The organism is Streptomyces cavernicola, from assembly GCF_029968035.1.
In the GTDB taxonomy this organism is placed as follows: Bacteria; Actinomycetota; Actinomycetes; order Streptomycetales; family Streptomycetaceae; genus Streptomyces; species Streptomyces cavernicola.
In genome coordinates this window covers 1-21324 of the sequence record NZ_JASCIQ010000008.1, presented here as the reverse complement: position 1 = coordinate 21324, position 21324 = coordinate 1, and the positions used below count along the sequence as shown (strand labels likewise).

At 70.5% G+C, this 21324-nt stretch carries 16 protein-coding genes; 9 read left to right on the top strand and 7 right to left on the bottom strand.

All coding sequences use genetic code 11. The annotated features are described in order from the left end of the window. Positions 1-70: 70 nt before the first annotated feature. Positions 71-1648 carry a TolB-like translocation protein gene (locus QIS96_RS09590; protein ID WP_282542028.1) on the top strand — a complete coding sequence of 526 codons (1578 nt, stop codon included), beginning with the start codon at positions 71-73 and terminating at the stop codon, positions 1646-1648. Positions 1649-1814: 166 nt separating this feature from the next. Here QIS96_RS09590 and QIS96_RS09585 read toward each other — a convergent pair whose 3' ends face one another. Then, positions 1815-3164, bottom strand: a complete 1350-nt coding sequence (locus tag QIS96_RS09585; RefSeq protein ID WP_282542027.1) for an alkyl sulfatase dimerization domain-containing protein — start codon at positions 3162-3164, stop codon at positions 1815-1817. 85 nt (positions 3165-3249) lie between these two features. Between QIS96_RS09585 and QIS96_RS09580 the strand changes: the two genes are divergently transcribed. The 7 genes from QIS96_RS09580 to QIS96_RS09550 all read left to right on the top strand — a co-directional run bounded on the left by QIS96_RS09580 (position 3250) and on the right by QIS96_RS09550 (position 12024). Next, the gene (locus tag QIS96_RS09580; protein WP_282542026.1) at positions 3250-3900 is read left to right on the top strand and encodes a TetR/AcrR family transcriptional regulator; all 651 of its coding nucleotides are present in this window, start codon (positions 3250-3252) and stop codon (positions 3898-3900) included. A gap of 55 nt (positions 3901-3955) precedes the next feature. Then, positions 3956-4342 (top strand): hypothetical protein, encoded by a 387-nt coding sequence (locus QIS96_RS09575; protein WP_282542025.1) that lies wholly within the window; start codon positions 3956-3958, stop codon positions 4340-4342. Beyond that, a complete protein-coding gene (locus tag QIS96_RS09570; protein ID WP_282542024.1) occupies positions 4335-5603 on the top strand; it encodes an alkyl sulfatase dimerization domain-containing protein in 1269 nt (422 codons plus the stop codon). The genes QIS96_RS09575 and QIS96_RS09570 overlap by 8 nt, the downstream gene beginning before the upstream one ends. A gap of 155 nt (positions 5604-5758) precedes the next feature. Continuing rightward, a complete protein-coding gene (locus QIS96_RS09565) occupies positions 5759-8005 on the top strand; it encodes an MMPL family transporter (protein WP_282542023.1) in 2247 nt (748 codons plus the stop codon). Then, on the top strand, positions 8002-9633 hold the full coding sequence (locus QIS96_RS09560) for a streptophobe family protein (protein ID WP_282542022.1): 1632 nt from the start codon (positions 8002-8004) through the stop codon (positions 9631-9633). The genes QIS96_RS09565 and QIS96_RS09560 overlap by 4 nt, the downstream gene beginning before the upstream one ends. Positions 9634-9724: 91 nt before the next feature. Next, complete coding sequence (locus tag QIS96_RS09555; RefSeq protein ID WP_282542021.1) at positions 9725-10465, top strand: response regulator transcription factor; 741 nt, start codon at positions 9725-9727, stop codon at positions 10463-10465. Positions 10466-10530: 65 nt separating this feature from the next. Next, entirely contained in the window at positions 10531-12024 is a 1494-nt protein-coding gene (locus QIS96_RS09550; RefSeq protein WP_282542020.1) for a sensor histidine kinase, read from the top strand. A 203-nt stretch (positions 12025-12227) separates the two neighbouring features. On the opposite strand, the gene QIS96_RS09545 is transcribed toward QIS96_RS09550, so the two are convergent. Next, a complete protein-coding gene (locus tag QIS96_RS09545; RefSeq protein ID WP_282542019.1) occupies positions 12228-13388 on the bottom strand; it encodes an LCP family protein in 1161 nt (386 codons plus the stop codon). Between the two features lie 235 nt (positions 13389-13623). Beyond that, positions 13624-13878 (bottom strand): hypothetical protein, encoded by a 255-nt coding sequence (locus tag QIS96_RS09540; RefSeq protein WP_408907150.1) that lies wholly within the window; start codon positions 13876-13878, stop codon positions 13624-13626. Positions 13879-14667: 789 nt separating this feature from the next. Between QIS96_RS09540 and QIS96_RS09535 the strand changes: the two genes are divergently transcribed. Next, on the top strand, positions 14668-15063 hold the full coding sequence (locus QIS96_RS09535; RefSeq protein ID WP_282542018.1) for a hypothetical protein: 396 nt from the start codon (positions 14668-14670) through the stop codon (positions 15061-15063). A 91-nt stretch (positions 15064-15154) separates the two neighbouring features. Here QIS96_RS09535 and QIS96_RS09530 read toward each other — a convergent pair whose 3' ends face one another. The 4 genes from QIS96_RS09530 to QIS96_RS09515 all read right to left on the bottom strand — a co-directional run bounded on the left by QIS96_RS09530 (position 15155) and on the right by QIS96_RS09515 (position 21072). Continuing rightward, a complete protein-coding gene (locus tag QIS96_RS09530) occupies positions 15155-16075 on the bottom strand; it encodes an RNA polymerase sigma-70 factor (protein WP_282542017.1) in 921 nt (306 codons plus the stop codon). Further along, positions 16072-17277 carry an NAD(P)/FAD-dependent oxidoreductase gene (locus QIS96_RS09525; protein WP_282542016.1) on the bottom strand — a complete coding sequence of 402 codons (1206 nt, stop codon included), beginning with the start codon at positions 17275-17277 and terminating at the stop codon, positions 16072-16074. Before QIS96_RS09525 ends, QIS96_RS09530 begins: the two co-directional genes overlap by 4 nt. A 125-nt stretch (positions 17278-17402) precedes the next feature. Continuing rightward, entirely contained in the window at positions 17403-18371 is a 969-nt protein-coding gene (locus QIS96_RS09520) for an ATP-binding protein (RefSeq protein ID WP_282542015.1), read from the bottom strand. Positions 18372-18687: 316 nt separating this feature from the next. After that, the gene (locus QIS96_RS09515; RefSeq protein ID WP_282542014.1) at positions 18688-21072 is read right to left on the bottom strand and encodes an ATP-binding SpoIIE family protein phosphatase; all 2385 of its coding nucleotides are present in this window, start codon (positions 21070-21072) and stop codon (positions 18688-18690) included. Positions 21073-21324: the final 252 nt, after the last annotated feature.

The following is a 21324-nucleotide window of genomic DNA, read 5'->3' as shown; positions in this document are numbered from 1 at the left end:
CCCACCTGTACTTGAGCTGAGTTGAGGACTGACCCGCTTCCCCTCACCGTCATCGGAACGAAGGAGACGCATGCTCACGACGATGTTCCGCCTCGCGGCAGCGCCGACAGCCCTCGCCCTGTCGGCCGTCCTGGTACCCGCCGCCACAGCCGGGGCCGACGAGGCCCCCTCGGACTCCCTGCGGACCGTGCCGGTGCCCGACTCCGTCCGCGGGCCGAAGTTCCCCTCCTTCACGCCCGACGGCGAGCGGCTGGTCTTCACCGGCACCCCGGAGGGCAGCACGCGGAGCGAGATCATGACGATCCGCGAGGACGGCACCGGGCTCACGTGTCTGACCTGCGGCCTGGACACCGGTGACAGCAAGGACCTCTCCCAGCCCCTGGTCTTCCCGGACGGCCGCCGCATGCTGGTCAACAGCGGCATCCCCGGAGAGGGCACCCTCGTACTCGAATGCGAGGACAAGATCAGCAAGTGCCGGGACCCCAGGGCGGTGCCGCTGAACTTCCCCGAACCGGGCGAGGGCAACGTCCTCCAGAAGGGCCGGGAGGTACGCATCGCTCCCGACGGCAAGCACATCGCCTTCACCCAGATCCGCACCACCCCCACCGGAGAGCCGGGCTACCTGGCCGACGTCGGCACGCTCCGCCGGACCGAGAGCGGCTACGAGGTCGACGACGCCCGAGTCGTCTCCGCGAAGGGCGAGGCCAAGTCGTTCACCCACGACGGGCAGGGCCTGGTGGTGAGCGAGTACGTCGACACCCCGGAAGCGGCCAACCCCGACGACTTCCTGTTCGACCTGGAGACCGGTCGCAAGACCCGGCTCACGTACGCAAACGACTACGACGAGGACTTCCAGTTCTCGCCCGACGGCGAGCGTTATGTGGTGGGCAGCGGCCGCGACTCGGACATCTTCGCGACCCTGTCGCAGGTCACCCGGCCGAACTTCATCGGCCCCGGACTCCAGCCGGTCTTCTTCACTCTGTTCAACCAGCGCCGTGAGCGCCCGGACCTGCTGGAACCGTGGCTGGTCCGCTCCGCAAGCGAGGAGAAGGGCGAGCTTGGCGAGCCCCTGGCACCCGGCGCGACCGACAGCGGCTGGGACAGCCGGATGAAGAACCACTGGTCGCCCGACAGCACCAAGGTCGCCTTCTGGCAGCAGAACATGGAGGACGCCACGGAGTCGCGCATGGTCGTCGCCGACGTCAGCGACCGGCCGAGCGATCCGCTCCCGGCGCGGGCCACCCCTGCTCCGGACTGGGCGGATCCGCTGAAGGACTACGTTCCGGAGACCTTCCGCCCCGCCGAGTCCCGCCCCGGACAGGCGAGCGGATCCGTCATCGTCGAGGAACACCCGCACCCGGACAACCCTGAACTGACGGTCCTGAAGGTCACGTACGACCACTTCTCCGACGACGGGAAGTCCGTCATCGACGGCACCGAAAAGGCCGTCTACACCGCAGGCGGCGTCGTCGGAACCGCGCACTACACCGCCGATCTGACCATGAGCGGCGCGCACGAGGGCACACTCACCGCCGACCTCTACGCCGATCCCGGTGCCGGCGACGGCCATGAGCCCGAGCCCGGTCAGACCAAGCTTGAGGGAACCGCGGTCTCGGAGGTCGACGGGCATCGCCTTCAGCTCCCCTGACCTCTGACTTCCAGGAGCAGCCGCCTTCTTGAGCGGTAAGGGAACAAGGGGACAAGGGGACAAGAGGGCAAGGGGAATGGCTCCAGCGGACCACTGGTCCGCTGGAGCCATTCCCCTTTGCGCCGCGCGGCTCAGCAGTCCGCTGCCACGGCCACGGCGCCCACGCTCAACGGCCCGACTTCGTGCGCTCCGCAGCCACGCGCCGGTGTGGTTCGGAGAACGCGAGCTTCCCCATCAGTGACGGCTCGGCCTCCCGGCGCCGTCCGAACACCTCCACGTAAGACGTCTGCGCCGCCTCCGACTGCGGCTCGGCCAGGTACGCCCACTCCGCCAGGTGGCACGCCAGTTGCAGGTCGGAATCGGCGAGCTCACGGGCGCGGTTCGCCAACGCCGTGACTCCGCCTGCCAGTTGGCAGATCTCGCGTGCCTGCGCGGCCACCGGTGCGGGCAGCAGATGCGCGGCGTGGCCGTCCCACCAGCCGCCGTACCGCCGGATCACGTTGCGGCAGATGAACTCCGGCCGGTCGTACCCGGGTTGCAGGCGCGGGTGGGCGGTCAGGTGCTCGGGGACGGCGAGGGACTGCACGATCTCGTCCGGTCGCAGGCCCGCGTTGAGCCCGTCGAGCGCGTGGCGCACGATGTGCCGGAGGCAGGCCGCCATGGTCAGCAGTTCGTCGCGGATCGCGTCGGAGCCCCGTACGCAGTCGCCGTGGCCGGTGATCACACAGTCCGCGTCGAGGGCGGCCATCTCCTCGGCCGCGTCCGCCCACTCCTCCGCGTACCGCTGGACCTTCCGGGGGTTCCCGGCGTTGGGCAGATAGCCGACGACCAGGTCCCCTGCCGCGATCACCCGGCGCTGCGGCGCCCACACCCAAGCGGCGTCGTCCGTCTCACCCTTGGCGTGCCGGACGACGAACCGCTCGCCTCCGATGCGGAGTTCGAGGCTGTCGCGGAACGTGATGTCGGGTACGACGAAGTCCTCCGGCGCGCTCGGCCAGCTGCGGCCGTTGGCGCCGGGCCGCTGCCCGTTGATCGCGGCGTTCAGGCCGGCCGTCTTCGCGTAGCGGGCGTAGTGGCCGAGCAGGTTCTCGTGGGCGACGACGCGGGGGCGCTCCCCTGCCTCCAGGAACGCCCAGAGGCCGAAGGCGTGGTCGACGTGGCCGTGTGTGAACACCACGGTGTGCAGCGGGCGTTGGCTGATGTGGCGGACGGCTTGCAGGAGTGCGGGGCCGTCGCCCGCGCAGCCCGCGTCGACGAGCAGCAGGCCCTCGTCCGTCTCGAACAGGGCGACGTTCGCCATGCCGGGCTGGATCAGGAAGGTGCGGGGCGCGACCTCGACGACCTGGGGTGGGTGCGGCGCGGCGACTTCGCGCGCCGCGATGTGCTGGAACTGCGCGTTGCCGATGTTGCCGAAGTTCTGCCGCATCAACGCGTGGGCGCCTGGGCCCAGTTGCCGGTCCGCCGGGGTTGATCGGTCTTCCGTACGGACGGACGCCGCGCTGGATGAATCGGACACGGGAGTCTCCTCACTGCGATGCTCCACTAGGCGTTGACGTTGATTAAACCACGCGGTTTAATCGGCGCACACAGAGAGGGAATCCGTGGAGAAACCAACCGTCGAAACATCGACCCGATTGCAGATCCTGCTCGCCGCGGAGCGCTTGTTCGCCACACAAGGAATCGACGCGACCTCCTTGCGGCAGGTCAGCTCAGAGGCGCATCAGCGCAATACGGCCGCGGCTAAATACCACTTCCAGAACAAAGAGGCTCTGATCAGAGCCATCTTCGAGCACCGCCTCGACGTCATCGACGCCCGGCGCGGCGCGATGCTGAAATCGGCCGAGGCCGGAGAACGCCTCGGTGATCCGAGGGAATTGGTGGACATCCTGGTCCGCCCTCTTGCTGAGCAGGCGACCAGTGCGGGCAGCTACTACGTCCGCTTCCTGCACCGCGTCTTCGAGTACGTCGGGCGCGATGTCACCGGCCTCCCGGAACTGGGCGGGCTCGAAGCGGCAGTGGCCGTCGGACGCCTGGTCACCGACCGGCTCCCCGGTCTGGCTCAGCCAGTTCTGCGCCCCCGCATCAAGTGGGCAGGCCAACTGGTCATCTCCGCTCTGGCCGACCTGGAGGCATCACAAGAGGCCGCCACGACCCCGGAGTTGGACCCCGAGTCGTACGTGATGGGGCTGATCGACGCGGTCACCGGACTGCTCACAGCCGAGACCACCGCCCGGCCGGACGGTGAACCGTGACGCCCGGCCCGCCGGTGAACCGTGACGGCCGGGCGTCACAGGAGAGGACTTCCGGATGACGCCGCGCCCCGAGCCGAGCACGGCCGGCCTGCGCCTCGCTTATGCCGCCGCCGGACTGCTCATCGGCGGGGCGTGGCTGTACGGCAGGGACATGCCGCTGTGGGAGCACGCACTGCGCCTGTGCGTGATCGTCGTGGTCGTACCGCCCGTCCTGCACCTCATACGCAGTCGTCTCCGCCGGTACTCGGCCGACCGGCACCTGCCGTTGCGGCGGCTGGTCGTCGCCAAGGTCCTGCTCGTCGCGGCCGCGGTGGCGGTGGAGCTGGTGCTCGACCCGCTGACCGCATGGGCCTCGTTCGTCACCGCGGCGGCTCTCGCGGCCGTGGTCGCCGTCGGAGGACCGACCTGGCACCAAAAACAGAGGAGCCCGTCACATGGATGAGAACCCCGCAAGTCAGTGGATGTCAGCGGCCCAACAGGCCCCGCAGGACGCCAAGTTCTTCTGGACGGGCGGACCGGTCGAGGTCGCGGCGAACACCTGGTTCGCCTCGCTGGGCTCCGGCGTCACGGCATTCGACACCCGTGACGGCCTCGTGCTCGTCGACACGGGCACCCGGCTGTTCGCCGGCGAGTTGGCCGACCGCATCCGGACCCGCACCGATCTGCCGGTGCACACCGCGATCTACACGCACGGCCACATCGACCACGCCTTCGGCCTCGAACCGTTCCTCGCCGAGGGCCAGGGCGCGCCGCAGGTCGTCGCGCAGGAACGCATGGCCGAGAGGTTCGCGCGGTACGAGCGCAGCCCGCGGCACAACGCGACGGTCAACAGCCGCCAGTTCGGCGGCCGGGAGGACGACCCCACCTTCCAGGGCGAGGAACTCCGGTTCGGCTTCCCCGCGTACGGGCCGACGCGCTACTACCAGCGTTCCCTCGAACTCGACGTCGGCGGAACGACCTTCGAACTGCATGCCTGCCGAGGCGAGACCGACGACCACACGTGGGTCTACTGCCCTGAGCGTCGTGTGCTCTGCACGGGCGACCTGATCATCTGGGGCGTCCCCAACGCCGGCAACCCGCAGAAGGCGCAACGCTATCCGTGGGACTGGGCCAAGGGGTTGCGCGCCATGGCCGATACCGGTGCGGCCTCGTTGTGCCCGGGGCACGGCGGACCTGTCGTGGACGACCCCAAGCTGGTCCGACGCATCCTGCAGGACACCGCCGCCTTTCTGGAGGAGGTCGTGGACCGGACCCTGGCCGTGCTCGAAGACGGTTCGCCCCCGCACGTCGACGTCGTACGCCGTGTGAAACTGCCGCAGTCCGAAGCGCCTTGGCTTCAACCCGTGTACGACGAGGCCGAGTTCATCGTGCGCAATGTCATCCGCTACTACGGCGGGTGGTGGAGCGGCCGGCCGAGTGAACTCAAGCCGGCCCCGCGCGCGGAAGTCGCGGCCGAGCTGGCCGCCCTGAGCGGGGGCCCCGGCGCGCTCCTCGCGCGTGCTGTCGAACTCGCCCCCGACAACATGCCCTTGGCCTGCCACCTCGCGGACTACGCCCTGGAAGCGGCCCCCGACGACCCCGCCATCGCCGGGGGAGTGGCCGCCCTCTACACCGACCGCGGTGCCCGGGAATCCAGCCTGATGGCGACGAACCTCTACAGGTCCGCAGCCGCAGGCGCGCTGTCCCGACTTCCTTCCGCATAAGCTTCCCGACTCCAGGCCTCCGGTCAGGGAATACGGGTGGGACGGCGCGGAAACCCCCTCTCAGGAAACTCCCAGGAAGATCTCCGGAAGCGGTCAAAAAGAGATGCAACTCTTGCCCCCGTTCTGTTGATCGGCAACATGACCGGGGGCCGCTCGTGGCTGCTTTCCTCTATAAGACTGGCAAATTCTCCTACCGATGGAGGTGGTGGATCACCGTCCTCTGGGCGGGACTACTCGTCGTGGCCGGGGTTCTCGCCTCCCGCGCCGACGCCGCACCGCCCAACGACTTCTCCATGCCGGGCACGGAGGCCCAGCAGGCCTACGACCTCCTGGAGGAGCGTTTCCCCGAGATAAAGGCCGACGGCGCCACGGCGCGGATCGTCTTCAAGGCCGACGACGGCAAGGTGACCGCCCCTGACCAGAAGCAGGCCGTCGAGGACGCCGTACGGGCACTCGGCGAGGCACCTCAGGTCGAGCGCGTCACCGACCCCTTCACAACCGGTTCCGTCAGCAAGGACGGCACCACCGCCTACACGCAGGTGTCGTACGGCGTGACCGTCAACGAGCTCGCCGACACCTCGCGCGAGGCGTTGGCGGACACCGTGGAGGAGGCCCGTACCTCCGGCCTCACCGTCGAGGCCGGAGGCAACGCGGTCTCCGAGACGGCCACGGGCAGCCACTCCACGGAGGCCGTCGGACTCGCGGTCGCCGCCGTGGTGCTCGTCATCACCTTCGGCGCGCTGATCTCGGCGGGACTGCCGCTGCTCACCGCGCTGCTCGGCGTCGGCGTGGCCACCTGCGTGATCAAGGTCCTCTCGGCGCCCCTCGACCTGGGCGGGACCACGTCCGTCCTGGCCACCATGCTGGGCCTGGCCGTCGGCATCGACTACGCGCTGTTCGTCGTCTCCCGCTACCGCGACGAGCTGGCCCGCGGACGGAGCCGGGAGGACGCCGCCGCGCACGCGGTGGGCACGGCAGGGTCCGCGGTCGTCTTCGCCGGACTGACCGTCGTGATCGCCCTCGCGGCACTGCCCGTCGTCGGCATCCCGGTCCTTTCCCAGATGGGGCTCGCCGCAGCCGGAACCGTCGCACTCGCTGTACTGATCGCCGTCACGCTGATCCCCGCCCTGCTCGGCATCGCCGGGAAGCGCGTCAAGCCCGCCCGCCCCCGCCGTAAGCGCCGCAAGGACGACGAGCCGGCCGAGGTCCTGCCGCGCCCCGGCCTGGCCGCGCGCTGGGTCCGGTTCATCACCCGGCGGCCCCTCGCGGTCCTGCTGGCCGGCGCCACCGCCCTGATCGCCGTCGCGGTGCCGGCCGCCTCGCTCGAACTCGGCCTGCCCGGCGACGAGTCCAAGCCGACCTCCACGACCCAGCGCCGCGCCTACGACCTGCTCGCCGACGGCTTCGGCCCCGGCTTCAACGGCCCCCTCACCGCGGTCGTACGAGCCGACGACGGCGGCAACGCCCGAGCAGCCGCCCAGGACGCCGCCACCCGGATCAAGGACACGGCCGGGGTGGCGACGGTGACACCGCCGCGTTTCAACGACGCCGAGGACACCGCCGTCCTCACCGTCGTCCCCACCACGGCACCCGGAAGCGAGGAGACCACCGAACTCGTCCACACACTCCGCGCACCCGAGACCGAGGGCGACGACGCCGACGTGCTGATCGCGGGCACGACCGCGATGAACATCGACGTCTCCCAGAAGCTCGCCGAGGCACTGCTGCCCTACATCGCACTCGTCGTGGGCCTCGCGTTCCTGCTCCTGATCGCCGTGTTCCGCTCGATCCTCGTACCGCTCAAGGCCGCGCTCGGCTTCCTGCTCTCCATCGCCGCCGGGCTCGGCGCGGTCGTCGCGGTCTTCCAATGGGGCTGGCTGGGCGCGCTGTTCGGGGTCTCCGTGCCCGGACCGGTGATGTCCATCATGCCGATCTTCATGGTCGGCGTCGTCTTCGGCCTGGCCATGGACTACGAGGTCTTCCTGGTGACCCGCATGCGCGAGGCCTACGTCGCCGACCGGCAGCCCGTACGAGCCGTGGTGAGCGGCTTCGAGCACAGCGCGCGGGTCGTGACGGCCGCCGCGGTGATCATGATCTCGGTGTTCGCCGGGTTCATGGGGTCGAGCGAACAGATGGTGAAGACCATCGGCTTCGGCCTGGCGATCGCCGTCCTCTTCGACGCCTTCGTCGTCCGCATGACCCTCGTCCCCGCGGTGCTCGCCCTGCTCGGCCATCGCGCCTGGCGGCTGCCGCGGTGGCTCGACCGCTGGGTGCCGCACGTCGACGTGGAGGGCGAGAGCCTCCAGGAGCACGAGCCGGCCCCGACCGACCCCACGCCCGTCGGCCCGGCGCCGTCGGACACCACCGCCGTCCCCGCCGAGCCGTACGAGGTGCGCCGATGAGTCGTACGACCACGACGCACCCGGCGGCCACCCCGAGCGCGCCTGCCTCCAACTCCCCTACGGGCGAGCGGAGTTCGGGGGGCACGGGTGCGGCGCTCAAGCCCAGCAGGGGCGCCGCGCGCCACGCGGTCGAAGGCGGGCTTGCCGTCCTCGCCGCCGTCACGGCCATGGCAGCCGCGGGGTACCTGGCGCTGCGGGCTCTCGGCGCCGACGGCAGCGCGCCGCTGACCCAGCTCGTCCCGGCCGTCACCAGCCTCGCTTTCGGCGGGCAGATCGACCTGACCGCCGCCCTCACGCCGAAGGCCGGTGCCGGCGGCGGCATGCTCGACATGCTCGGCGGTGGCGGTGGGATCGGCGTCGGGATCGCCGGTCAGGTGTGGGCCATGCCGCTGATGCTCACCTTCTTGGGGGCGGCCGTCCTCGGCTGGTGCTTCTTCCGGCCGCTGCGCCGCCGCGCGCGGCCTGCCCCCGCGCTGCTGATCGCCCGCACCGGCGGGGCACTCGGTGTGACCGCGGTGCTCGTGCCCGTACTGGCGTCCCTGGCCCGCGGCTCGCTCGCTCTTCCCGAGAGCGTGTCGGAGAAGCTCGGCCAGGCAGGCGGCTCGGGCGGTTCCGGCGGCTCCGGCGGAGGGCTCGGCAAGCTGATGAGCGGCGGGATGTCCTCCCTCGACTTCACCACCGACATCGCGCTGACCGGGTTCCTCGCGGTGCTCGAAGTGACGCTCGTCATCGGCCTCGGCTGCCTGGCCGCCCGCCGTACCTCCCTGCCGGGACCCGTGGCCCTCAGCCGGGCGCGCCTCAAGTGGAACCCGGTCACCTCGACCCTGACCGGGATCTTCACCACCCTGTGCACCGTTGCCCTGTTCCTCGCGCTCCTCGCCGGAGCGGCCGCGGCGACCGGGCGCGACCAGGCCGCGAAGGCGGCCGGGGCGCTGCTCCTGGCCGCCCCGAACCTGCTCTCCGCCATCCTGACCTCCGGCCTCGGCGCCTCCTGGCAGGCCGGCATGGAGCGCCGGCAGCCCGAGGGCGGCGGAATGATGGGCGGCCTCGGCGGTCTCGGCGGCATCGGCGGAGGCGCCGGCGGTGCGGGCGGCGCCGGTGGCCTCGGCGGAGCGACCGGCTCCGGCTCCGGCTCCGGCTCCGGCTCCGAAGGAGCGGCCGAGCAGATCGACTTGAGCAGCAAGGCCGTGGCGGGTCTTCCCCTGTGGCTGATCGGCCTGACGCTGCTGGTGTGTCTGCTCGTGTACGCGGGCTACCGCACCGCCGCACGCACCCCGCTCCGAACGGCTCGCGAAGAGGCCAACGCGTTGTTGGACCGCCACGTGGAGATCGCGCTGCGCGCCGGTGTGGCCGTGGGCCTCTGTGTCCTGGTCCTCGGCCTGGTCTCGCAGGTCTCGGTGGGGATCGGCTTCTCCCTCATGGGCAACGAGATGGGCGGGATGGACGCCGGGCTCGACGGCTCCGTACGACTCCCGGCGCTCACCGGCTTCGTCCTGGCCTGCCTGGCCTGCTACGCGGGCAGTCGGCTCCGCACGGTACGGGCCGGGGGGCGGCGGCTCCGGCCGCGGCCGCGGGGCACACAGGTTCGTGAGGTTTCCTCGGAACCGAGCTCCCGTCGTCGGTGCTGACACGAGGACACGGCACGGGCCCGGGGGCCGGGCCGGCCGGCCCGGCCCCCGGACACGGAACCCACATCCAGCGAATCGGAACGAACAAGCCATGACACCAGCCCGCGCAGCACGCCGCGGTACTTCAGCCAAGGGCCACCTGCTCGTCGTCGACGACGAGCCGACCGTGCGCGAACTCCTCCCGGCCGCCCTGCGCTACGCCGGGTTCGACGTCGACGTCGCCGCCGACGGGGAAGAAGCCCTGCAGGCGGCGGCCCGCCGCCCTCCGGACCTGGTGCTCCTCGACGTGATGCTCCCGGGCATCGACGGGTTCGAGGTGATCCGACGGCTGCGCGCCCTTCCCAGGAAGGCCGGCCAAGGCTTTGACGGTGGCGTCCCCGTCCTGTTCGTCACCGCCCGGGAGGACCGCCAGGACCGGATCGCCGGCCTCACCCTGGGCGGCGACGACTACATCACCAAGCCCTTCGACCTCGAGGAGCTGATCGCCCGCATCCACGCGGTGCTGCGCCGCACCAAGGGCGAGCCGTCCGACACCCTGACCGTCGGCGACCTCGAACTGGACCCCGAGGGACACCTGGTGACCCGGGCCGGGCAGCCGGTGCGGCTGTCTCCCACCGAGTTCCGCCTGCTCCACTTCCTGATGGCCAACGCCGGGCTGACCATGTCCAAGCCCCAGATCCTGGAGAACGTCTGGCGCTACGACTTCGACGGCGACCCGAGCATCGTCGACACGTACATCAGCTACCTGCGCCGCAAGGTGGACCGGGCGGGGCCCAAACTCCTCCACACGGTGCACGGCATCGGATACGTCCTGCGCGGGCCCAGGGCATGAAGGCGCCGGAACCGCTCCAGAACCGGCGCCGCCCGGCGGGACATGCTCGGCGTGCCCTCACGCGCATGTCCCTTCGCACCCGCTTGCTGTGCTTGGCGATCGCCTTGGTGGCCACCGGCCTTCTCGCAGCGGGCGCCGTCGTCAACACCGCTCTCCACGGCTACCTGGAGAGCCGGGTCGACGCGCGCCTGCAGACCACTGCGCAGATCGCCGCCCGCGTCACACCGCCGCCGGGTATGGAGTCCCCGCAGAACGTGCGCGTCCTGAGCTCCTTCGAGGACACCACGGTGTCGTACGTGGACGACGCGGGCGTTCCCCGCAACACCTTCGACTCCACCACGGCCGCTCCCGGAGGCGGGCCACGGCTGCCGGAACTCGACCGGAACGCCGTACTCGACCGTGCGGGACAGCCCTTCACCGTCCCGGCGCGCGACGGCGACCACAGCTGGAGGGTCGTCGCACTGACCAGGCCCGACCAATCGCTCGAACCGGCGGACCGACCGGCCGGCAACGGCAGCGTCATCGTCGCGACCTCCCTTGACGAGGTGGACCGCACCGTCCACAAGACCCGGACCGTCTCCCTGACCGCCGGCGGGACACTGCTCGCCGTACTGGCCCTGGTCGGCTGGTTCGCCGTACGTTCCGGGCTGCGGCCGTTGACCCGTATCGAGGAGACCGCGGAGGCCATCACCTCGGGCGACTTCTCGCACCGCATCCCGGAGACGGCCGGTGCGCAGACGGAGGTGGGACGGCTGACCACCTGCCTGAACCGGATGCTCGACCAGATCGACACCGCGTTCCGCGCCCGAGCGGAGGCGGAGTCGCGGATGCGGCGCTTCTTCGCGGACGCGAGCCACGAACTGCGCACGCCGCTCGTCGGCATCAAGGGGTACACCGACCTGTACCGCATGGGGGCCTCACAGACCCGGGAAGAGACGGACCACATCATGACGCGGATCGCCGAGGAGTCCGAGCGCCTCACCCGCCTCGTGGGGGACATGCTCCTGCTGGCCCGCCTGGATGAAGCAGCACAGGACACCGCCGTGGGAACCGGCCCGGCGCCCGCCTTCCGCCTTGAGCGCGCCCCGATGGACCTGCGCACGCTGGCCGCCGACGCGTTGCACGACGTTCGGGCCCTGGACCCCGCCCGCCCGGTCACGCTCACCGGTCCGGGCGGCGGCAGGCCCGCCACAGCCCCGACGCCGGCGGACGAGGAACGTCTGCGGCAGGTCGTCACCAACTTGGTCGGCAACGCCGTCGCCCACTCACCCGGCGGTACGCCGATCCGGATCGGCGTGGGCGTCAAGGACAGGCTCGCGGTACTGGAGGTGGCCGACCGGGGGCCGGGCCTCTCGCCGGAGGAACGGCAGCGGGTCTTCGAGCGGTTCTACCGCGCCGACGCGTCCCGCAGCCGCGCCACGGGTGCCGGTGCGGGCCTCGGCCTGTCGATCGTGCACTCCCTCGTCACGGCCCACGGCGGCGACATCGAACTCGACACCGCCCCGGGCGAGGGCTGCACATTCCGAGTACGGCTCGCGCTCCTTGAACCGATGGACTGAGCGGGCCGCAAGCCCCAACTCCCGTCGGTCCAGGCGCAGTCGCCCTGACTGCGTCGGCTCAAGGAGAGGCTTACTGGAAACAACAAGCACGACGCCCCCACGATCGGGGGCACCCGTGGTCCCGCCCACGCCGCCCCCGACACGAGCGGCCCGTACGGGAGTTCCCGCACGGGCCGCTTCTGGATCGCCTGTAGCCGGACAGGTCAGCTGTCGCTGGTGACCGTGACCGTCCGGTCCGCCTTGAGTTGCTCGACGAGCTGCTCGACCTTGGCCTTGTCCCAGGCGAGGTTGCCGCCGACGCTGCCGGATATCGGCATGTTCATCGACTTGCCCTCGCCGCTGTTGACGTCCTTCATGGCGAGGAACATCACGGCGAGCTCGTACGGGTTCATGTCCTTGTCGACGATCATCGTGTCCAGGCCCGCGCTCATCACGGGGTACAGCTTGAGCGGGTTGAGCAGCGTGCCGGGGGAGGCCGCCTGGTTCGCGAGCGTCGCGAGGAACTTCTGCTGGTTCTTGGTGCGGTCCAGGTCGCTGCCGGTGAAGGCGTGCCGGGTGCGGACGTAGGCGAGCGCCTGGGCGCCGTCGAGGGTCTGCGTGCCCGCCTGGAAATCGGCGCCGGACCACTTGTCCGTGAAGCCCTTGTCGATGTTCATCTCGACGCCGCCCATGGCGTCGACGATGTTCGCGAAGCCGGTGAAGCCGATCTCGGCGTAGTGGTCGATGTGCAGGCCGGTGTTGTACTCGACGGTGCGGACGAGGAGTTGGGGGCCGTCGTACGCGTAGGCGGCGTTGAGCTTGTTCGGGCCCATGGCCGGCTGCATCTTGCCGGACTCGGAACCGCGGAACTCCGGGATCGTCACGTTCGAGTCGCGCGGCAGGGAGATCAGCGTCGGGCCGTTGGAGCCGACGTGCAGGATCATCATCGAGTCGGTGCGCTTGCCGGATCCTTCGCTGCCACCGGTGTGGAGGTCCTCGCGCTGCTGCGCGGACATCCCCTCGCGACTGTCGGAGCCGACGATCAGGTAGTTGGTGCCCTCGCCCGCTTCGGGGCGGTCGACGACCTTGGCGAGGTCAACTTCCTTACGGAGCTTGGAATCGGCCCAGAAGTACGTCCCGCCGGCGACGAGGAGCAGCACCACGAGGAGGCTCACCAGTACCCGTCTGATCCTGCCGCGCCGACGCGGACGACGCTCGGCGTCGTACGGATAGTCGTCGTACGGGTCGCTGTCGCGGTACTGGGGCGGCGGTGCCTGCCGACGCTGCGGCGGCACTCGCGTGGATCCCGGACGGGGTGCGGCATTTACACGCTCGTACGGGTCCTGGTGATAGTCGACGTTCATGTCGTCGCGCCTCTGATACATGCCGCGTAGTGTGCATTCGCTGATGCCGCAGAATGCAAATCGGGGAGGCCGGCCTGAGGTTCAGTGATTCACCTGACGACACAACCGAACCAACACTCGCAAACGGACTTGAAAATCCGGACAACTGTTTCTGTGTGAACCTCACGTTCTCGATGTGCCCATCCGGTGAATGGCTGTGGCCGCACTCCGGGGCGGCCCGGCGGTCGAGTCGCCCCGGAGTGCAACGGCGGACGCGTCAGAGGCGGCGCAGCCAGGCCGCGGCGCCGTGCCCCACCGCGAGGTAGACCAGGGCGGGCAGGCCGTAGTTGAAGAAGACACGCAGCCCTTCCGTCTCCATCACGAAGATGTCCTGCGACCAGCCCGCGAGCCAGTCGGCGAGGCCGCGCACGAAGTCGACGAAGGCGTTCGCCTGGTTCGCGTCGAGCAGGTACAGCAGGATCCAGAGCCCCAGAAAGGCCGCGGCGATGTCCGCGAGGCTGTGAACGATCAACGCTGCCCGATCCGCCCCGAATCCCTGCCGCCTTGGTGCGGGGCGGTTCTGGGGAGGGTACGGCCCATTCGGTGGGCTCTGGTACGGAGCGCCAGGGTGCGAACTGCTCGGCGGTGGCACCGTGTTGGGGTGCGGGGCGTGCGGTCCGTCCATGTACAGAGGTGCCGTATCGCCACCGTCCGATATAGGTGAAGTGCCGCTATGAGGGGTATAGCCGCCTGCGGAGTTGGGGCCGTTTTGTGCCCGGCGGTCATCGAAGTAATTCACGGGCGGCGCTTTGCCTCAAGCATGTCGACGAAACCTGCTTCACGTTTGTTTCACGACTGTGCCGCCCCTTGGCCACTTTCCTCGACAATTGCTCCACGTAAAGGATGTGGTGCCGGAGGCCCAAGGCACCGGGCGGGTGCATTCGCCCCGGCTCTGCCGGCAAGGCGGGCGCCCGTTCCTGCCGGCAGCCACGCGGGTGTAACGCTTTGCTGGGGATTGTCGCTGAGAGAAATGCGGCTTGATCTTCAAGCGGCCGCGCGTGGCACAACCGGGGTCTTCTCCTGTGGGGGGTGGTGGCCCCGGTTGTGCACCTTTCGCAAACACAGGGCGCATCACGCGCGCCCTTCTTGTCCGAGCTCCGCGACTGCCGTCGGCGCGTGTAACACGCGAGCCGCGCCGCGGCGCAGAGGAAGTGCGGGGTGACGCCCGTATCGAGCCACGGACGGCACCTCCCGTTAAGGAGGCGCCGTCCGCGCTCCGCATCTGTATCCGAGGCGTGCCTGCGCCGGATTGGTAACCCCCATGAGCCACACCGACCCCATGTCCCGACAGCCGTACAACGACCCCGCCCCGTACGGTCACGCTCCAGCTCCCGCGCCGGGCCACGAGCCGTACCCCGCACGCCGCGGTCCCGGTGACGGTTCGGGGCAGCGCCGGACCGCCCTCGTGATCCAGGCGATCGGCGATGTCGCGGCCGGCTTCCTGGGTCTGTGGATCGTGCTGTACCTGCTCGACGCCAACCGCGCGAACCCGTTCGTCGGATTCGTGCAGGGCGCGGCGGAGTTCTTCGGCTGGTGGGCGGAGGACATCTTCACCATGGAGGTCGAGGGGCTGCGTATTCTCCTCAACTTCGGCCTGCCGGCGCTGATTTACCTGGCCCTCGGGCACGGCATAGCCACCTGGCTCCGCCGCCTCTGACCGAGGGGCCCGAAGCGTCGAGGACGCCGCACCGGAACTGCACCCGGCCGCGAGGGCTCGCCCGCCCGGCCGCACCATGCGGCGACGGCGCTCACCGCGTTCCGAGGTCGTGAGCGGTGCCGTCGGCGACGGCCTGGAGTTTGTCGGGGTTGGCCACGTTGTGGATGGCGGTGATACGGCCGTCGGCGTCGAAGTCGAAGGTGACGGTGGCGATCACGCGCTCCGGACCGCTGAACAGGATGCCCGACTCACCGTTGATCTCGACGAGTTCGGCGTCCATGTCGGAGGGCTCGACGCCCTGGTAGGTGACGGTGCCGATGGCCGCGAACCAGCCGGCCACCGTGGCCGCGCCCACGACCGGGCGCAGGGCCTGGCGGACTTTGCCGCCGCCGTCGGTCCACAGGGTGACGTCCGGGGAGAGCAGTTCCATCAGGGCGTTGACGTCCCCGCCGGTGGAGGCGGCGAAGAACCGCTCGGTGGCCTCGCGCTGCTGCGACCGGTCGGCGGCGAAGCGCGGCCGCCGGGCCCGTACGTGCTCGCGGGCCCGGTGCGCGGCCTGCCGCACTGCGGCCTCGGAACGCTCCACCGCCTCGGCGATCTCGGCATGGCTGAAGCCGAAGACCTCCTTCAGCACGAACACCGCACGCTCCAGCGGGCTGAGCGTCTCAAGGACCACCAGCATCGCCATCGACACCGACTCGGCGTCCGAGACGAGTTCGGAGGCGTCCCCTCCGGTGAGGACGGGTTCGGGCAGCCACGGCCCTGCGTAGGTCTCCCGCTTGTGCCGGGCGGAGCGCAGCCGTTCAAGGGCCAGGTTCGAGACGATGCGCGTCAGATACGCCTTGGGGTCGGCCACCTGTGAGCGGTCCGCGGCGGACCACTTGAGCCAGGCGTCCTGGACGGCGTCCTCCGCGTCGGCCGCGCTGCCGAGCAGCCGGTAGGCCACGGAGAACAGCAACCTGCGGTGCTCGACGAACACCTCCTGCCCGAACTGCGCTTCCCCGCCGGTCACTTGGCACCCCCGGCCCGGGTGGAGCGGCCCCCACGCGGCCAGAACGCGCCCGATGCGGGCATCTTCTTCATACGGCCGTACGTCGGCCAGGGAGAGGCGGTCACCGTCTCCTTGTACCGGACGGCCGTACGGCCCGTCAGGCAGAAGCGACGCGGACTGTCGTCGGGCCGGGTGAACTGCACCACGGCATCACCGCGTCCCAGGCTCACCGGCGTGTGGTAGTAGCCGAACCGGAACGGCTTGGGCGGCTTGCCCCTGAGCATCCGGTCGATCGACAGCGCCGCGTGCACCCCGGTCGGCATGCCGCTCTGGCAGGTGCCGTGCAGGACGCCGTAGCTCTGGCGGATCGCGGCCGCGTCGCCGACCGCGTACACCTCGGGGTGGGACACCGACCGCAGCGCGGCGTCGGTGACGATGCGGCCGCGCTCGTCGACCGCCAGCCCGGCGGCGGCTGCCAGCGGCGAGGTCCGCGTGCCGCTCGTCCACAGGACCGCGTCGGCGGCGATGCTCTCCCCGCCCTCCAGCTCGACCGCGTCGGGCAGCACCTTCACCACCTCGACTCCGGCACGCACCCGCACGCCCAACCGGTGCAGCGCGGCGCGCAGATACGCCTTGGCCTTGGGGTTCATGGCCGCACCGGGCTCTTGCCTGCCGAGGAGCACGACGTTCAGCCGCGGGCGCCGCTCGGCGATCTCAGCGGCCGACTCGATCCCGGTCAGCCCGCTGCCCGCGACCACCACGGTGCCGCTGCCGAGCCGCGCGAGCCGGCCGGCCAGACACTCGGCGTCCTGGGCGCTGTTGAGGGTGTACGCGCAGTCCTCGACCCCCGGCACCGCCGACGTGTCGGCCACACTGCCCAGCCCGTACACCAGCGTGTCGTAGGGCAGCACCCGGTCGTCGTCGATCCGGACGGCCTTCGCGTCGGCGTCCACGGCCGTCACCCAGCCGCGTACGAACTGCGTGCCCGTGCCCTCCAGGAGTTCCGGGACGCTCAGCTCGGCGAGCCGCTGCCCGGTCGCCGTCATGTGCAGCCGCATCCGCTCGGTGAACCGCTCCTGCGCGTTCACCAAGGTCACCTGCATGTCTTTGCGCTCCTTCACCCGGGCCGCGAGCTGGATGGCCGTGGCCATGCCCGCGTATCCCGCACCCAGGATCACCACGCGATGCGCGGTCGCCGTACCGGTCTCCTGTCGTGCGCTCATCGTCCCGTCCTCCTCGGCTCGCTTGCTGACGCCCACCAGATGGGAGCAGGCGGCACGGACGTGACATGGGTCGAATGTGATGCGCGCCACAAGCTCTGCGCGCGGGCGCCAGGTGGCTCGGGAAACTACGGCGGGCCGGGGAGGCGCACCGTGACGACGAGGCCGCCAGTGGGGCGGGCGGTGACGTCGAGAGTCCCGTCGTGTGCTCGGACGATGCTGTGCACGATGGCCAGCCCGAGCCCGACGCCTGCATGGTCGTCGGTGCGTACGCGTGCTGTTCCGCGCTGGAAGGGTTCCGTGAGGGTCGGCACCAGGTGCGGTGGGAGCGGAATGCCGGTGTTCTCGACGCGCAGCACGCTCGTGCCGTGCACTGTTTCGGTGTGGACCGTCACGGTGCCGCCGGTGGGGAGGTTGGTGCGCAGGGCGCGTTCTCGCAGCCGGCCTCGGTTGAGTGCGCGCCCGGTCATGATCTCGCCATCGCTGGTGGTGGCGATGTTCACGATCCCCAGATCGATCCCGAGGAAGCCGTTCGGGGTGGTGTTCTGCTCGGCTTCGGGGATCTCGCAGGTGGCGTTCAGGAACCACATGCCGTCCCGGTACAGCAGGTCGGACTCGCCCTTGCGGTACAGGGCGAGACGGGCCAGGTGTTCGGGTGCGGCGGTGAACGCCACGCTCTTCACTCGCCCGTGAAGGGTCCAGATGGAGACGGTCCGCTGCGGGATCTGCCAGGGCAGCATCCGGTCGTCGTAAGGCTGCGCGCCCTGCGGGCGGAACGCGATCGGTTTCCCGGTGGCCCGCCGGTAGCGCTTGGACCACGGCTTGCCCAGGTTCCCGGCCTTCAGATTCGCCTTCAGCGTGGTGTAGGCGTCGCAGGTCTTCTTTATGACGTGCTGGGCGGCCTGCGCGCCCAGCCCCCACCGCTGCTTGATCTCCGCGTAGGTGTGCTCACGCAGCGCGAAGTTGCGCTTCACGTCCTTGGTGAACGCAATCTCGGATGCCCAGGTGGCGGCCTCGTTGCAGGCATGCAGCGTCGCCTCAAGTACCGCCGCCTGTAAGGGCGTTGGCAGAAGCTTGACCTGCACCACCAATTTCACCGGGCTAGGCTAACGCCCCGTATCAGCCCATGTCGTGGAAAGGGGAAGGAAACCCAGATATGGACGGGGAACGCAGCGTCGTCTCCACCCTGCACGCGAGAGCACTCCCCCCTGGCTCCGCCGGACAGCCCTACCGGCGCTCCGCCCCGAACCCCGGGATGCTGCGACGCTCCGCGTCGCCGCCACACGATGCGATTCCTCCCAGGCGTAAACACCCGGGGTTCCTCGCAAGAGATTCACTGAAGACGAAGGGCTGTTGCCGGGGCGTATGCGGTTTCCGATACGACCGCGATACCCGGACGGGACTGCGAGCCGCTCACCCCGTCGACAGGGACTGCTCGGCCCAGATCGTCTTGCCGGTACGGGTGTAGCGCGTGCCCCATCGCTGGGTGAGTTGAGCCACGAGGAGCAGGCCCCGGCCGCCTTCGTCGAAGACGCGGGCGCGGCGCAGACGGGGGCTGGTGCTGCTGCCGTCGGAGACCTCGCAGATGAGGCAGCGATCGTGGATCAGCCGTAGCCGGATCGGGGAACCCCCGTACCGGATGGCGTTGGTGACCAGTTCGCTCACCACGAGTTCCGTGACGAAGGCTTCCTCCTCCAGGCCCCAGGCGGCGAGGCTGTCGCACGCCCGCTTGCGCGCTTCGGCGACGACGGCGGTGTCGTTGGGCAGCTCCCAGGAGACGACGTGGTCCCGGTCGAGGATCCGGGTGCGGGCGATGAGCAGGGCGACGTCGTCGGCGCGCGGTTCGGGGCACAGGGCGAGGACCGCGTCGGCCAGCGCTTCGAGCGAGGCCACCGGCTGGGTGAGCGCGCGGCGCAGGTCGGAGAGCGCTTCGTCGATGTCGTCGGCGCGGCTGTCGAGGAGGCCGTCGGTGAAGAGGGCGAGCAAGCTCCCCTCGGGCACGGTGAGTTCGGCGGTCTCGAAGGGCAGGCTGCCCAGGCCGAGCGGTGGTCCTGCGGGCAGGTCGACGACGCTGCCGGTGCCGTCCGGGTGCACGAGGACCGGGGCCGGGTGGCCGGCCCGAGCCATCGAGCAGGTGCCGGACACCGGGTCGTAGACGGCGTACAGGCACGTCGCGCCGATCTCGCCCGGGATCCCGGCCGTGGTGGGTGCGCGCTGCTCGCTCTCGGAGACCGTGTCGTCGGCGTGGGAGAGCATGTCGTCGAGGTGGGTGAGGAGTTCGTCGGGAGGCAGGTCGATGTCGGCGAGTGTGCGCACCGCCGTACGGAGCCGGCCCATGGTCGCCGAGGCGGTGATGCCGTGGCCGACGACGTCACCGACGACGAGGCCGACCCGCGCTCCGGGGAGCGGGATCACGTCGAACCAGTCCCCGCCCGCCTCCGTGCCGGCGCCCGCCGGCAGGTAGCGGACGGCGGTCTCCACGGCCGGATGCAGGGTCGGCCCCCGCGGTAGCAGGCTGTGCTGCAGTGCCAGCGAGATGCCGCGCTCGCGGGTGAACCTGCGGGCGTTGTCCAGGCAGATCGCGGCCCGTGCGATCAGGTCCTCGGTGACGGCCAGATCGTCGGGACCGAAGGGGTCGCGGGACGCGTCGCACCTGATGAACAGGACCGTGCCGAGGGTCGTGCCCCTGGCCCGGATCGGTACGGCGATCAGTGAGTGCACGCCGATGGCCTCGGCGAGTGCTGCGTGGGCGGGCTCATCGGCGAACCAGCGGGCGACCTCGGGGGCGTTGACGTCGTACACCACGGCTCGGCCGTCGGCCAGGCACCGCGCCACCGGCGACGACGCGGGGTGTCGATGCGTCTCTCCGGGCCGCGGCAGATTCTCGGGCAGCGGGAACCCCGACCGTTGCGCGGCCCGCCGCAGTGTGACGGGCCCCGGCAGCACCGCCGAGGGCAACTCGCCCTGGAACACGGGATCGAGGAGATCGACATTGACGAGGTCCGCGAAGCGGGGTACCGCGACCTCGGTGAGTTCCTGGGCGGTTCCCACGATGTCGAGGCTGCCGCCGATTCTGGTCCTGGCCTCGCTCACGAGAGCCAGTCGCTCCCGCGAGCTGTACTGCTGGGAGGTGTCGGACGCCGCGAAGGCCACGGCATGTACGTGCCCGGCCGCGTCCTTGAGCGGAAAGATGTCGACCGCCCAGGCGTGCGCCTTGGCCTCACCCGGGAGCTTGACGAACGGCTCCGTGAATTCCGCCTGCCCGCTCTCGGCCACCCGGACGGTACGCCGGTCCATCTCCCCGAACACGGGGTGGCCGTGGAGGAACTCGGCCTGGAGCAGGCCGCGGACCTCGGCCTCCGACTTTCCGGTCACCTGGTGCATCGATTCGTTCTCGCGCAGCCATCGTCCGCTGCGGTCGGCGATCGCGAGGGCAAGAGGCTGCTGTTCGAAGATCCAGCGGGTGAGTGAGCCGTCCTCGGACGGTCCCGTGCCCGTACCGGCGACGATCGTCAGCAGGAAGCCGGCCTCCTGCTCGGCGTCAAGGAGGGGACACAGGCGCAGCTGCGCGTCCACGGGACGACCGTCCCGGTGCCGCAGCGTCCCGTCGGCCGCGACCAGATCCGCCACCGGCCTGCCGAGGACCTCGCCGGGGGCGTACCCGAGCAGAGCCTGCGCGGCGCCGCTCCAGTACGTGACGCGGCCGTCCCGGTCCGTCACGGCGACGGCGGCCGTGTCGAAGGGCGCATGGGGCAGCGGGGGTGTGAGTCGGCCTTCGTGCTGACGCCGTTCGTACATGGTGTGTTCCTGGCCCTCCTGCCGCAGAAGCAGGCACCATCCACGATTGTCCTGGGCTCAGCGGATGGCAAGGTGAGGGCGGAGCGGGGGGGGGGTCTGGATCCGCAGGCGGCCTCGGCCTTCTTGCGATGGTCCACCGCAGAGCGCGTGACCGGTGCGGCCGCGGGAGCTCAGCCGCTGTGCGCCGCCTGCGCAGCACCGTGGACCGCGGCCGGGACGGCATCGGCGTTCGCACCGGCGGCTGCACTGGCG

Coding starts and splice junctions, on each gene's coding strand:
- QIS96_RS09590 (WP_282542028.1), top strand. CDS start 71: ATGCTCACGACGATGTTCCGCCTCGCGGCAGCGCCGACAGCCCTCGCC.
- QIS96_RS09575 (WP_282542025.1), top strand. CDS start 3,956: ATGACGCCGCGCCCCGAGCCGAGCACGGCCGGCCTGCGCCTCGCTTAT.
- QIS96_RS09570 (WP_282542024.1), top strand. CDS start 4,335: ATGGATGAGAACCCCGCAAGTCAGTGGATGTCAGCGGCCCAACAGGCC.
- QIS96_RS09560 (WP_282542022.1), top strand. CDS start 8,002: ATGAGTCGTACGACCACGACGCACCCGGCGGCCACCCCGAGCGCGCCT.
- QIS96_RS09555 (WP_282542021.1), top strand. CDS start 9,725: ATGACACCAGCCCGCGCAGCACGCCGCGGTACTTCAGCCAAGGGCCAC.
- QIS96_RS09550 (WP_282542020.1), top strand. CDS start 10,531: ATGTCCCTTCGCACCCGCTTGCTGTGCTTGGCGATCGCCTTGGTGGCC.
- QIS96_RS09545 (WP_282542019.1), bottom strand. CDS start 13,388: ATGTATCAGAGGCGCGACGACATGAACGTCGACTATCACCAGGACCCG.
- QIS96_RS09535 (WP_282542018.1), top strand. CDS start 14,668: ATGAGCCACACCGACCCCATGTCCCGACAGCCGTACAACGACCCCGCC.
- QIS96_RS09525 (WP_282542016.1), bottom strand. CDS start 17,277: ATGAGCGCACGACAGGAGACCGGTACGGCGACCGCGCATCGCGTGGTG.
- QIS96_RS09515 (WP_282542014.1), bottom strand. CDS start 21,072: ATGTACGAACGGCGTCAGCACGAAGGCCGACTCACACCCCCGCTGCCC.